Raw genomic sequence first — 12200 nt, forward strand, 5'->3', positions numbered from 1 at the left:
GGGGGAGTTTTCTTAATACAACGCTGAAAGCTTTTTGGAACCCTAGGCCTAGCCTAGGGTTTTCTTTTTCACAAAAACAGCCTGCTTTCCGCTCCAGGGCGGAAAACAGGCTGCCGGATACGGCACAGTCTATTTTGAAGACTGGCCCTGCATGCTTTTGGCAACCATCAGAAGTTCATCTTGAGAAAGGTCTTCTGATGAGATGAAATAGTCGACTCCGTCATAAGTCCATGACAACGATTTATCCGTCAGTGCGCCGACCGTGAAGCCGAGGTCAACCGGCTCTCCATTCATGGACACGGAAGTGGACGTTTTGGCGACGCGGGCTTTTTCCTGAATCAATGTAAAGGACTTTTCACCGCCGTATGTGATGACGATTCGTTTGCCGTCTTCAGTCGCCATTTCTTTCTCCTCAAGCTTTTTCACGCCTTGAGGCACATCGAGCGGCGTTTTGACGGCGAAAGAGTCTGACACGTCCGCGCTTGTCGCTACGTCAATTTGAGACAGCGTCATATTTTTCTTTTCATCAAATGCGTCTTTATCGAGCGGCTTATCGAATTCAAAGCTTGTAAACTCAACCTTTACCATCGGTTTGCGGTCCGTATCCATCACTTTAACCGATGAAGGAGCCATGGTCTTTTTATGGAAAACGATTTCCTGGGTCGGCAGCATCTGATTATGCTGATAATTCGTTTTCGTTTCAAAAATGTATTTTGAATCCTTTGCGGAAAAAGAAGCTTCCCCATCATTTTTGACATCTTTTACGAGCGATTCGAATAAGTATACCTGGCTGCTGTTATTGGGCCAGTCGCTGTGAAAGCGGAAGCTTTTATTCAGCGACGGAGTCAAAACAAACACGCCGTTTTCATTGCGCAAGATCACCTGGCTCTGGTCTTTTTTCGGGTTTTCCAAGTAGACCCGGTAGAGAGAAGGTTTTTTATGCCAGATTTCCACATTGTACTCCTGCGGTTCATTTCCCGTTTCAATCGTCATTTTCGCTTTTGCCTTATAGGACGTGTATTCTTTTGCCTTCTTGTCGAGCCCCGTCACAACATCTTCTTGCGATTTTTGGCCGCAGGCAGAAAGCATAAGGATTACAAGCAGCCCCGTTAAAAGCAAAACAAAGCTTTTTCTCACCTTTTTTCAACCCCTTTTTAATCATTGATGTAAAAAGGAAGAAACCGCTTGTTCGACTTTAACGGTACGCCATAAGAACAGGGCCGGCTGTATCGGCGTGCGTACCATAAAAGCCTGCAACGACTCGTCTCCCTTATTGCACTACCCAATATATGAGCGTGTCTCAGACAATATGCAGACTAGCATGACAACCTTTCAAAATCATTTTTCTCCTCCGTACTAATCGCCGCTGCCTGTTCATAAACGTGTTACTATATATGTACGAGATCATTGTAAAGGGGCTTAAATCATAAGCATGTTTATTAGAACAGAAAATTTTCAGACGTTTATCAGGCTCTACCCGGTCACATCCGCCATACTGGCCCTGCAGCTTGCCATCTGGATTCTTTTTTTACTTCCGTTGACGGCCGTACAGATGTGGTCTGATTTATTGATTGGATTTAACTGGGGGATAGTGAATGGAGAATGGTGGAGGTTTGTGACACCGATCTTTATTCACGCCGGGTTCGGCCACCTGCTCTTTAATTCGATGTCGATCTTTTTATTTGCCCCCGGGCTGGAACGAATGCTCGGGAAACTCAAGTTTCTCATCGTTTATATCGGGGCAGGAGTGATCGGCAATATCGGCACATATTTCATCGAACCGCTGGAGTATATGCATGTCGGTGCTTCGGGAGCGATATTCGGCTTGTTCGGCGTGTACCTGTACATCGTGCTGTTTCGAAAAGAGCTGATGGGAAGCGCCAATTCCCAAATCATCGTCACCATCCTCGCCATTTCGGTTTTGATGACGTTTGTCAACCAAAATATCAATATCATGGCGCACATCTTCGGACTGCTGGGCGGACTCGCTCTGGCTCCTCCATTGTTAAATAAAAGAGTGAACGGCTTTTAACCGTTCACTCTTTTTTCATAAGAATACCATGCAAAAATATCGTCCGAATCTTTCTCCTCGACATCAGCCACCGAAAACTTCTCCATTAAAGCAGACGATTTTGTTGATGTATGAATCGAAACAAGCTGTCTTCTGCGCTGGAAATATGAGCGGCTGACTTCGAACACCTGCATGCGCCTGCGCTGAATGACAGCGGTTGTTCTGCCGATGAAGCGCGATGACATGATGATTTTGCTGCCGCTGATCTTCCATCCGGCATCGCGGTATGATAAACAGCCGATGATCCAGTAAAAAGGAATCAATACAGCGGACAAATAGCCCCACGGCGGAAACAGAATCGAAAGCGGAACGACAGCGAGAACCGGCCAGGATGCGCGCAGGAGATAGCGGCGCAGTGCGCGTTTCGGCAAGCGGTTCAAATCGTCTTCCGGCGCATAATCCGGAATGAATTCGCCGAGGCGCTGTTTGATCATTTTTTTGCTGATAATCGGAAATAAGACGGCTGATTTATCCTCTTCCAAAACGTTTCCGCCTGCGCTGACAATCGTGACGGCTGCAAGTCCAAAAGGCTGCCTGATCAGACTCTCCTTGATTTTAATCGCTTGAATCCGCTGCAGCGGAATCGTGATTTGATGCTTTTCAATCAGTCCTCTGGAAATGACGATTTCTTTCTCTTTACGGACGACTGTAAAATTGGCGTATTTCAAAAGCATCCCGACAATGCTGAGAAGCCATGCGATGAAAAGGGCCACAAAAGCGGCTAAGGCGATAACAGCCGCTCCAGCGCTGTTCAAAAACGCAAAGCGGTCATACAGCCAATCCAAGTCAAAGAAGTCGTCGACTTGAGTGAAAAAAGCGAATACCCCTGAAATAATGACGCCGATGCCGCTTGATGTTGACGCTGCAGTTAAAAGCTCCTGCCCGGTCATTTTGTACATCATTTCCGGCTCTTCCGCTGTTTCCTCCGCGTCTTCAGCAGTCTCTGCCAGCGGATCCGTGACATCGGCTCCAGTGCCTTCCGCCGCCTTTTTCCTTTCGAAAAGCGCTTGCTGAATACGTTCGGCTTCTGCCTGAGTAATGGCGACCAAGGAAACTTCCGCTTCCGTTCCTCCGCTTGCCGTTTCGACTTGCAGCTTCACCAGCTTGAACATTTGCTGAATGAGGCCTGCGCTCGTGTTGATCGTTTGAATCCGTTCGATCGGAATATACCTTTTTTTCTTATTGATCAGGCCTTCCTCTATTCGCAATTCATCCTCTTCGATACGGTATGTAAATTTGCTCCACTTGATGATGCTCGTCACGACCAAAGCAATGAAAAACAGCACGGCCGCGGCGATCGCCAGCATTTTGACTGTGTGCGACTGATTTAAAAAAAGCACTACGCTAAATGGAATGATAAAGTTTTTAACAGTCTCAACAAGGCCTTTAATAAAGTTGAGAATGACGGCGGCGGGGTGCATGCGTCTCGGTTCAGACATCATCTTCAGTCACCCTCGCCAGCCTGGAAATGGAGTCCCTGAGCTGATCGGCCTCTTCAACATCCAGAGCGGGAATGGAATGGGTCGTCGCGGCTGTTGAAATTTGCACGGAGGCGAGATTATATTTTCTGAGGATGGGGCCCTGCGATGTATCAACATGCTGGACTCTGACCATCGGAACGATCACGCGGGTCACCACAAAGATGCCGTGCTGAATATCGATTTCGTTCTCATGGACTTCGTACCGCCAGATTCTGTGGCGGATATTCGGAATAATAATAATGATGACAAATGAAATCGCCAGCCAAACGGCTGCTGACAAAACGCCGATCCATACCGGCCACTTAAATATCACCCCTGCGGCAACAAGGCCTGCTGCAGCCAGCATTAAAACGAATGATGTGATACAAGCTGTGATTCTCCAGACTTTTACGCCATCACGGCTGATTTGATTTTTCGGCTCGCTTCTCAAAACTCGATTCCCCCAATCTCATTCTATTTACGGTCTTCAGGCTGAAAATGTTTCGTTTAAAGGCTTTCGTTTTTAAAAAAAGGCGAATCCGTAAAAAAGGATCCGCCTTTTGCTTATGAATTATATGATTTTTTTTGGCGTCTGTCATTCGAAGAACGCTTTTTATCATAGGATGAACGATTGTTCTTTCCTCTGTAACCGCCGCCGTCTCTGCGTTTTGAGGAACGGTGGTGGTGATTTTTGTTTCGCTTCGATCTGAGCGGAGCCTCTTCCGTCAAACGGACAGGCGTATTGTCCGGCTCTTTAGTCATCATTTTAATGGCAGCCGCAACAACTGTCACAGAATCATGGTCTTCCAATAATTCCGCTGCAGCCGTCATATAGAAGTTCAGGTTATTTTCCTCAATGATCGTCCGGAGGCGGTCAACCGTCACCTGCTGCTGTCCTTCAATGGCCTCATCTAGAGTCGGTGCTTTCATGCGGTCCATTTTGCGTTTTGTCGTCTGCTCGATGGCGCGCAGCATATCTTTTTCGCGCGGTGTAATGAAGGTCATCGCCATTCCTGTTTTGCCTGCGCGGCCCGTTCTTCCGATGCGGTGAACATAGCTTTCAGGGTCTTGCGGCACATCGAAGTTGTAGACGTGCGTTACCCCTGAAATATCAAGGCCGCGCGCCGCAACGTCTGTCGCAACGAGCACTTCAATTGCGCCTTGCTTAAATTTCCGGAGTGCCACCATCCGCTTCGCTTGAGTCAAATCGCCGTGGATTCCTTCAGCTGTATAGCCGCGCAGATTAAGCGCTTCTGTCAGCTCATCGACGCGGCGCTTTGTCCGGCCGAATACAATCGCCAGTTCCGGAGACTGGATGTCAAGAAGACGTGTCAGCGTATCAAACTTTTTGCGTTCATGTACTTCAAGGTAGAACTGCTGAATGTTTGATACTGTCATTTCTTTCGCTTTCACTTTCACGTGCTCCGGGTTGGTCATGAAACGTTCTGCAATCCGTTTAATCGGAGCAGGCATTGTTGCAGAAAACAGCAATGTCTGGTGCTCAGCAGGCACATTGGAAAGGATGGATTCGATATCTTCGATGAATCCCATGTTCAGCATTTCATCCGCTTCATCAAGCACAACAGTGTTCACTGTTTGAAGACGCATTGTGCGGCGGTTGATATGGTCAAGCAAACGGCCAGGTGTTCCGACGATAATATGAGGATTTTTCTTCAGCGCGCGAATCTGGCGTCCGATATCCTGTCCACCGTAAATCGGCAGCACGCGAGCGCGTTTATCCTGTCCAATTTTATATAGCTCTTCAGAAACTTGAATGGCTAGTTCACGAGTAGGTGCGATAACAATGGCTTGAATGTTAGGAGACTCGGGGTCGATTTTCTCAACAAGGGGGATGCCAAATGCAGCCGTTTTTCCTGTTCCCGTTTGCGCTTGTCCGATCACATCTTTATTTGCAAGGCCGAGCGGAATCGTTTGTGCCTGAATCGGTGTTGCCTCTTCAAATCCCATACGCTTGATCGCTTTTGTGAGATCAGAACTTAATTGAAAATCTTGAAACGTTATTGTCAATGTATTCAAACTCCTTCTGCTTACTGTTTCAGTAATCGTGTTTTATCAATAAAAACTGCCCTTTGTGCAAAGGACAGGTCCATACTTATGCAAAGCCCGAATTACTTTACATGTTATATTACCATTCCGTTATACGTTTTTCAACAAGATGAGAATGAGCGGTGTGCTCTCTTGCCGGTTCGGCAGTCTCCTATGGACCTCGGGCGAAGCCGTCCGTCATCGAAATATAAAGCACGCCCGGAGGCGTCTTTTACACATTGTAACACAGGCTTGTGCGGCTTTCGACAGCATACGCTCATTTTTTCCCTGCCAACATCCCAGATTATTTTTTGCAGATTGCCGTTCAATTATTTATTTTTTTATGGATTCAATCGGCGTTTTTTTGAGAAACGCCTCAACGGTTTGAAATAGGGTAACGGAGTTTTCTTCAAGGCAGACATGGTGCTTGGATTCCGGCAAGAGGCACAGCTCTTTCTCTTCGGAAGGTATGGTTTCATACAAGTAATACGCGCTTGACAGCGGCACGATTGAATCACACTCCCCCTGAACAATAAGCACAGGGATCTGGAGGTTTTTCAAAGCAGGCTTTGTCATCTTGACGAGCTTGCGGAACTGAAATGCTGAAGACACCGGTGTGCTTGTCAGCTTTTGTTTATACCTTTTGTAAAGCAGATTATCCTCAAGCTTGCCTTGCAGAGAATCTTTGATCACATTCTTCAAATCCTGGATCAGCTGTCCCGGGCTGATGTACTGGGCGGCCGCACTCAATAGGACAAGGCGGCTGACCGAATATTTTCCGGCTAAATAGGCGGCAATCATCCCGCCCATTGAAAATCCGATTAAAAATACCGTATCACACGTTTTCAACAAGCGGACGAGCTCCACTTCCGCGCAAGCGATCCATTCCTGAAAACAGACGCCTTTTAAAACCGGCATCTCCCCGTGCCCGGGCAGCGTGATCATTTCGACTTGCCAATCAGCCGTTTGTTTTAAATGAGAAGCCAGCGGTTCCAATTCATACGGTGCTCCGGTAAATCCGTGAATGCATAAACATCCTATCATGACCATTCACCCGTTTTCTTTTACTGATGATCACATAAAAAACGACTTTATGATTCAATGTTCCCTTACAAATCTTTTATAACATCCTCAAGACGCATGCCTCTGGACGCTTTGACGAGGATCAGATCCCCTGTATTCGCTTTTTCTTTCAATGTCTTTTTCAAATCGTCTTTGTTTTCCGGGTTGAAATGAAGGACGCGGTGTTCCGGAAAATGTTTAAGCGCCCCTTTTGCAATATATGCACCGAGATCTCCGCACGTAAATAAAAAGTCGATCGAGTCCGGATTGACTGCCTGCCCGATTTCTTCATGAAACACTTTTTCTCCTTCGCCGAGCTCCAGCATATCGCCGAGGACGAGCATTTTCTTACCGTATCCCTTCATCTGTTCGACAAGCTCGATCGCCGCTTTCATCGATGTCGGACTTGCATTATAGGCGTCATTAATGATCGCAACGCCGTCCGGCGTCTTCACAAGCTCAAGCCGCATTCCGGTCACTTTCAGTTTCGTCAGCCCTTCCGCAATGTGAGCCCGGCTGACATTCAGAAGGTCTCCGGCCGCAATCGCAGCTAAAGCGTTTTTGACATTATGCTTTCCGAGGACCGGGATGAAGAACCGGTTTTCGATCCCTCTGACACGGAATGCCGTGCCCTCTTCCGTCTGTGTCATACCCTCAAGCTGATAGTCGAAAGCCGGATCCTCTCCAAACGTTTTTGTCTCGTAAGGCGGCTGGTTCAGCCTTTCGGCGAGCAGCGGTTCATCTCCGACATAAATGAGTGTGCCTTCTTTTGAAAGCCCATTGACAATTTCGAGCTTTGCCTCTGCAATTCCTTCTCTTGATCCGAGTTCCAGGAGGTGCGATTCGCCAATGTTTGTGATGACTGCGATATCAGGACGCGCCAGACGAGTCAGAAAATCGATTTCTCCTTTGGCGCTCATCCCCATCTCCAAAATGGCGATTTCCGTATCTTCTGGCATCGCCAGAATCGTCAGGGGCAGGCCGATGTGATTATTGTAGTTTCCTTCTGTCTTATGCACTTTATATTCGGTGCCCAACACAGCATGAATCATGTCTTTTGTCGTCGTTTTTCCATTTGAGCCGGTCACACCGACGATTTTCACGTCGAGCTGATGCCTGTATGCCTTCGCAAGCTTCTGCAGCGCTTCCAGCGTATCGTCAACTAAAATAACCGGCTTCCCTTCCGGAGGATTCGGTTCGCTCCGGTTCCAGAGCACGGCCGCGACGCCTTCCTGAAAAGCCTGCTCTGCAAAAACGTGTCCGTTGAACCGCTCGCCTGCAAGCGGAATAAACAGTTGGTCTTTCGCCAGTTTTCTCGAATCGGTTGAGACGCCTTTGACGAGACGCCCTTCAAAAGCTTCATTCGTCAAAACGCCTTCCGACATTTCAGCAATTTCTTTTACCGTTCTCGTTATCATGTATGTTCCTCTCTTTCTCCAGCAAGGAAAAGAGACACTACCACAAATAAGGATAGTGTCTGCAGCTGTATATAAGGGCGAACCGCTTCCGCGCCTTTCTCCATGAAAGCTCTCCGGATTCGGTCCGCTCCGTCCCGTTAAAATGTATGTTTGATCTGCTGTTTTTCTTCGTGCCGATCGATTGCCAAAGCGACAAGTTTTTCAATCAGTTCAGCATACTCAACCCCTGATTGCTTCCAGAGAAGCGGGAACATGCTGAACGGTGTGAATCCCGGCATCGTATTGACTTCATTGATCAGGACCCTGCCTTCGTTTGTAAGGAAAAAGTCCGCTCTCACAAGGCCTGAGCCGTCAATCGCCTGAAACGCTTTGACCGCCATGCTGCGCATTGTTTCGTATTCGTCCTCTGTCAGGGAAGCCGGAATAATCAAATCAGTGTCGCCGTCTTCGTATTTTGCTTTATAGTCATAAAAATCTTTCTTCGGAGCGATTTCCCCCGCGACTGAGCAGACAGGTTCATCATTCCCCAGAACGCCGAGTTCTATTTCCCGTCCGATGACGCCTTCTTCAACGACAATTTTCCGGTCATATTGGAATGCTAGCTCAAAGGCTTGGTCAAGCTCTTCACGGTTTCTGCATTTGCTGATCCCGACGCTTGATCCAAGGTTAGCCGGTTTTACGAAGCACGGATAACCAAGCTCCGCTTCCACTTGATCATAGCTTTCTTCTTTGGAGTGACTCCAGGTTTTTTTCACAAATGAAACGTATTTCGCCTGGTCAAGGCCTGCCTGTGCAAACAGATGCTTCATGACCACTTTATCCATGCCCGCGGAGGAAGCCAGGACTCCGTTGCCCACATATGGCACATTCAATAGTTCAAGCATGCCTTGAATGGTGCCGTCTTCCCCATTCGGTCCGTGCAAAAGCGGGAAAACAACATCAATCGAGTCTTCTTTCACATCAGCTTCGCCCGGAAACATATCGCGGTTCAGCAATGCCGGAGAAAATGTCTGGCCCGTCTGTTCAAACTGAAGCATTTTCACATTTGAAACCGGTTCTGTCAGTTGCGGCCCTCTCACCCACTCGCCTTTTTCTGTTATATAAATCGGGTGTATATCAAATTTTTCAGTATCTAATGCTTTCGTGACGGCCAGCGCGGTTTGCAGAGAAACGTTATGCTCCGCTGATTTTCCGCCGTATACCAATCCTAATCTTGTCTTCAATTCGTACTCCCCCCACTGGATTCATCTTTACTATCTTATCACTTTCCCGGGAAAATGATCTAATTATTTTAATACGGTCTAAAAACAGCATATAAAAAGCATTTGTATGTAAATCCTTTTCATTTTATATTAAAATGGCATTGAAAAGGAGAGGTTGCAATTGAAAAAAATCACAACAGAAGCACAATTTAATGAACTGATCCAATCCGATAAAGAAATCATCGTCAAATTTTACGCTGACTGGTGCCCGGACTGCACACGCATGAACATGTTCATCGGAGACATTCTTGAGGCTTATCAGGAAAATGACTGGTATGAGCTGAATAAAGACGATCTTCCTGAACTTGCCGATAAGTATCAGGTCATGGGTATTCCAAGCCTGTTGATTTTCAAAAACGGTGAAAAAACGGGTCACCTTCACAGCGCAAATGCCAAAACGCCTGAAGAAGTGAACGAGTTCCTGGCTGAACATATTAGCTAATTCGTTTAAAGTCCTGATTTTTTGTCTGAACCGCCGGACATGGGAGTACCCATGTCCTTTTTATACAAGACGGGACAGCAGCAATATTTGTTTCATAAAAGAATGAGCTTTCATTAATAATTCGACACGAGTATTTCCCGGGAAACGAAAATGTCGAAATTTCGCAAAAAGTTCTTGATTCGTTTTTTATATTCAGGTAGAATGTTTTTTGTTCCTATTTTGCAATTATTTTTTCTAGTTGTGAAGCCCTTGTTGGCTTCTTTTTTTTATATGCATTTTTGGATAATAATTCATATTTTTCAATTTTGTTCAATATGATTTTAAGGATGTCTCTTTACATTCTGTAATACTATTTAGTATAATACCCTTAATTGATAATGATTATCAATATCACTAATGGTTGACGAGGTGATCACATGGCCCCTCAATTAAAGAAAGCGGTGGAAATGAGAAAGAAACAACTCATTCAGCGGCTTATCCAGCTTGGCATATATAAAAAAGAAGAGCGCCATCTTTACGAATTGTCTTTAAGCGAACTTGAAAGCGAATACCAATCCAACAAGAAAGGCGGATAATCATGTCAAAACGGAAGATTAAAACCTTTCATCAGCTTGTCGAAGAATATAAGAAAGAAATCGCCAAGAACCCGAAAGAAATGGACGTCATTTATGACAAGATCGACCGCAGACACGAGAACCGCCTTTTGGCCATTTCTAAAGCAAAACAAACGTAAAAAAGAAGCCGCTCATTTTGAACGGCTTCTTTTTTACTATTCACTGAATGCAATGCCAGCAAGCTTGCCGATTGTCGCATCATCCATCGGCGGATTGTGGAGGCCCGCCCGGACATCGCGATAGAATCTTTGGAGCGGGTTCGTTCTCGCCAGGCTCTTCGCTCCGACGACTCTCATCGCCCTGTCTACGACAGCAATAGCCGTATTCGTTACCGTATGCTTAACCGCTCCGAGCTCACCTGTCAAAAAGGCGCGGCGCTCCGGGTCATCATAAAGCTCTGCGACATGATACATAAAGTGGCGGGCTTTCATGAGTTCCAAATCGATTTCGCCGATATGGCGCTGAACAGCAGGCACTTCTTTAATCGGAAATTTCAAGCTGTTCGGCTGATAGTCTTTTGCAAATTGGACGGCATAATCTCTCGCTGCTTGCGCGATACCTAGATAAACAGCCGGTATATGAAGCAGCCAGCCGTTGACTTTATCCGTTCTTTTACTTGCCAACAGCTCGACAAGCATGGATTCGTCGAGACGGACATCGGTCAGCACCAAATCGTGGCTTCCCGTCCCCCTCATCGCCGCCATATCCCACGTTTCTTCTATCACCAAGCCTTCCGCATCTTTATGGATCAAGAAAACGCCGACCGTTTGCTTCTCTTCAATCCAAGCGGTGACAAGAAAGTAGTCGAGAACCGGAGACATCGTTGTAAATGTTTTACGTCCGTTTACAATCCAGCCGCCATTCTTTTTGACTGCATAGGTTCCGGGGCGTCCTCCTCTTGTCGGGCTTCCCGTCTGCGCTTCACTTGCAGCTCTGTTAATCAGCGCGCCCTTAAATGCTTCATGTGAAATCGATGAAAACACATGCCGGTCCCAGCTGTTTCCTTCCGCCAGTTCGCCCATCACGCTTAAGTGCCAGCCGATGCTGAGAGCCGTCGGTCCGTCTCCTTTTGCAAGCCGTTCCTGAAACAAAAGCATATCGTAGACCGAAATGCCTTCTCCCCCGTAATCTTTTCCGACCGTCAGCGCTGTGTAGCCTGAATCCCGCAGCTTTTGAATATGTTCTGCGGGAAATTCGGCATGTTCGTCATAGTACGCTGCTGTTTTCTCAAATTCATCCGCCAGTTTCCCGATTTTACCGAGCCATTCCTGCTGCCTTTCCGTTTTCACAAATATTGAACACACACCGGTATCCTCCTGACCAAATTCCGATAGATTTAATAAGTATTATAGTTCGTTCCCGGCTCGTTGTGCAAATGATAGCCATGGCAAAACAAAAAAGCGCACCTTCAGCGAGGTGCGCTTTGGATTAAACGACTTGACCGCCTCGACGGTCAACTTTCATACCGAGATAAATCAGCATGTAGGTTAAGTAGCCCATCGTGATCGTGAGGCCGCCGAAGAAGAAATCGGAAAAAAGCGGTTCTTCATATGCAGCGATTCCGGCCAGCACGACCCAGCTTCCATAAAGATACGCCATAAAGAAGCGGACGCCGTTTTTTAATTTATATAACAGAAACAAACCTGCGAGCGAAAAGAGCCCGAGCGCAAGTCTAAAATAGACGAGATGATCGAAATTAAAGGCAAAAGAAACAAATGAAAATGACAACAGCAATACAATTGGCAATGCCGTAATAAATTTTTTCATGGATGTCTCATCCCCCATTCCCTTATCCTAAAATTATAATTGAGAATAGGAAATTCAC

13 protein-coding genes are annotated in these 12200 nt (G+C 46.6%); 4 read left to right on the plus strand and 9 right to left on the minus strand.

The genetic code is table 11. The features are described from left to right. Window positions 1-129: 129 nt before the first annotated feature. Entirely contained in the window at window positions 130-1089 is a 960-nt protein-coding gene (locus QMZ64_RS20360; protein ID WP_165395380.1) for a LolA family protein, read from the minus strand. A 343-nt stretch (window positions 1090-1432) separates the two neighbouring features. On the opposite strand from QMZ64_RS20360, the gene QMZ64_RS20365 reads away from it, so the two are divergent. Beyond that, window positions 1433-2032: a rhomboid family intramembrane serine protease gene (locus QMZ64_RS20365; protein ID WP_265627785.1), complete on the plus strand. Its 600-nt coding sequence runs from the start codon at window positions 1433-1435 to the stop codon at window positions 2030-2032. Here the strand turns inward: QMZ64_RS20365 and QMZ64_RS20370 are convergent. From QMZ64_RS20370 to QMZ64_RS20395, 6 genes are all read right to left on the minus strand, one after another. After that, on the minus strand, window positions 2029-3513 hold the full coding sequence (locus tag QMZ64_RS20370; RefSeq protein WP_301441532.1) for a PH domain-containing protein: 1485 nt from the start codon (window positions 3511-3513) through the stop codon (window positions 2029-2031). The genes QMZ64_RS20365 and QMZ64_RS20370 overlap by 4 nt on opposite strands. Beyond that, entirely contained in the window at window positions 3503-3982 is a 480-nt protein-coding gene (locus tag QMZ64_RS20375; RefSeq protein WP_243944257.1) for a PH domain-containing protein, read from the minus strand. The genes QMZ64_RS20370 and QMZ64_RS20375 overlap by 11 nt, the downstream gene beginning before the upstream one ends. 113 nt (window positions 3983-4095) lie before the next feature. After that, window positions 4096-5559 (minus strand): degradosome RNA helicase CshA, encoded by a 1464-nt coding sequence (gene cshA / locus QMZ64_RS20380; protein WP_265624792.1) that lies wholly within the window; start codon window positions 5557-5559, stop codon window positions 4096-4098. A 351-nt stretch (window positions 5560-5910) separates the two neighbouring features. Continuing rightward, a complete protein-coding gene (locus tag QMZ64_RS20385; protein WP_265624793.1) occupies window positions 5911-6621 on the minus strand; it encodes an alpha/beta hydrolase in 711 nt (236 codons plus the stop codon). A gap of 65 nt (window positions 6622-6686) precedes the next feature. Continuing rightward, on the minus strand, window positions 6687-8057 hold the full coding sequence (locus QMZ64_RS20390; protein WP_265624794.1) for a UDP-N-acetylmuramoyl-tripeptide--D-alanyl-D-alanine ligase: 1371 nt from the start codon (window positions 8055-8057) through the stop codon (window positions 6687-6689). Between the two features lie 137 nt (window positions 8058-8194). Then, complete coding sequence (locus QMZ64_RS20395; protein WP_023857873.1) at window positions 8195-9280, minus strand: D-alanine--D-alanine ligase; 1086 nt, start codon at window positions 9278-9280, stop codon at window positions 8195-8197. A 160-nt stretch (window positions 9281-9440) separates the two neighbouring features. Between QMZ64_RS20395 and QMZ64_RS20400 the strand changes: the two genes are divergently transcribed. The 3 genes from QMZ64_RS20400 (at window position 9441) to fbpB (ending at window position 10494) form a co-directional block, all read left to right on the plus strand. After that, window positions 9441-9761 (plus strand): thioredoxin family protein, encoded by a 321-nt coding sequence (locus tag QMZ64_RS20400; RefSeq protein WP_003179104.1) that lies wholly within the window; start codon window positions 9441-9443, stop codon window positions 9759-9761. A gap of 416 nt (window positions 9762-10177) precedes the next feature. Next, the gene (fbpA, locus tag QMZ64_RS20405; protein ID WP_023857875.1) at window positions 10178-10336 is read left to right on the plus strand and encodes a Fur-regulated basic protein FbpA; all 159 of its coding nucleotides are present in this window, start codon (window positions 10178-10180) and stop codon (window positions 10334-10336) included. A gap of 2 nt (window positions 10337-10338) precedes the next feature. Further along, entirely contained in the window at window positions 10339-10494 is a 156-nt protein-coding gene (gene fbpB / locus QMZ64_RS20410) for a Fur-regulated basic protein FbpB (protein ID WP_106071079.1), read from the plus strand. A 36-nt stretch (window positions 10495-10530) separates the two neighbouring features. Here the strand turns inward: fbpB and QMZ64_RS20415 are convergent, their stop codons facing one another. Next, window positions 10531-11679 (minus strand): acyl-CoA dehydrogenase family protein, encoded by a 1149-nt coding sequence (locus tag QMZ64_RS20415; protein WP_265624795.1) that lies wholly within the window; start codon window positions 11677-11679, stop codon window positions 10531-10533. Window positions 11680-11803: 124 nt separating this feature from the next. Beyond that, the gene (locus QMZ64_RS20420) at window positions 11804-12142 is read right to left on the minus strand and encodes a hypothetical protein (RefSeq protein ID WP_265624796.1); all 339 of its coding nucleotides are present in this window, start codon (window positions 12140-12142) and stop codon (window positions 11804-11806) included. Window positions 12143-12200: the final 58 nt, after the last annotated feature.

Source organism: Bacillus sp. LB7 (assembly GCF_030449715.1).
GTDB lineage: Bacteria > Bacillota > Bacilli > Bacillales > Bacillaceae > Bacillus > Bacillus paralicheniformis.

Bases quoted from the DNA above. Each gene is read 5' to 3' on its own strand.
- QMZ64_RS20360 (WP_165395380.1), bottom strand. From the start codon at position 1,089: ATGCTTTCTGCCTGCGGCCAAAAATCGCAAGAAGATGTTGTGACGGGG.
- QMZ64_RS20365 (WP_265627785.1), top strand. From the start codon at position 1,433: ATGTTTATTAGAACAGAAAATTTTCAGACGTTTATCAGGCTCTACCCG.
- QMZ64_RS20370 (WP_301441532.1), bottom strand. From the start codon at position 3,513: ATGATGTCTGAACCGAGACGCATGCACCCCGCCGCCGTCATTCTCAAC.
- QMZ64_RS20385 (WP_265624793.1), bottom strand. From the start codon at position 6,621: ATGATAGGATGTTTATGCATTCACGGATTTACCGGAGCACCGTATGAA.
- QMZ64_RS20390 (WP_265624794.1), bottom strand. From the start codon at position 8,057: ATGATAACGAGAACGGTAAAAGAAATTGCTGAAATGTCGGAAGGCGTT.
- fbpA (WP_023857875.1), top strand. From the start codon at position 10,178: ATGGCCCCTCAATTAAAGAAAGCGGTGGAAATGAGAAAGAAACAACTC.
- fbpB (WP_106071079.1), top strand. From the start codon at position 10,339: ATGTCAAAACGGAAGATTAAAACCTTTCATCAGCTTGTCGAAGAATAT.
- QMZ64_RS20420 (WP_265624796.1), bottom strand. From the start codon at position 12,142: ATGAAAAAATTTATTACGGCATTGCCAATTGTATTGCTGTTGTCATTT.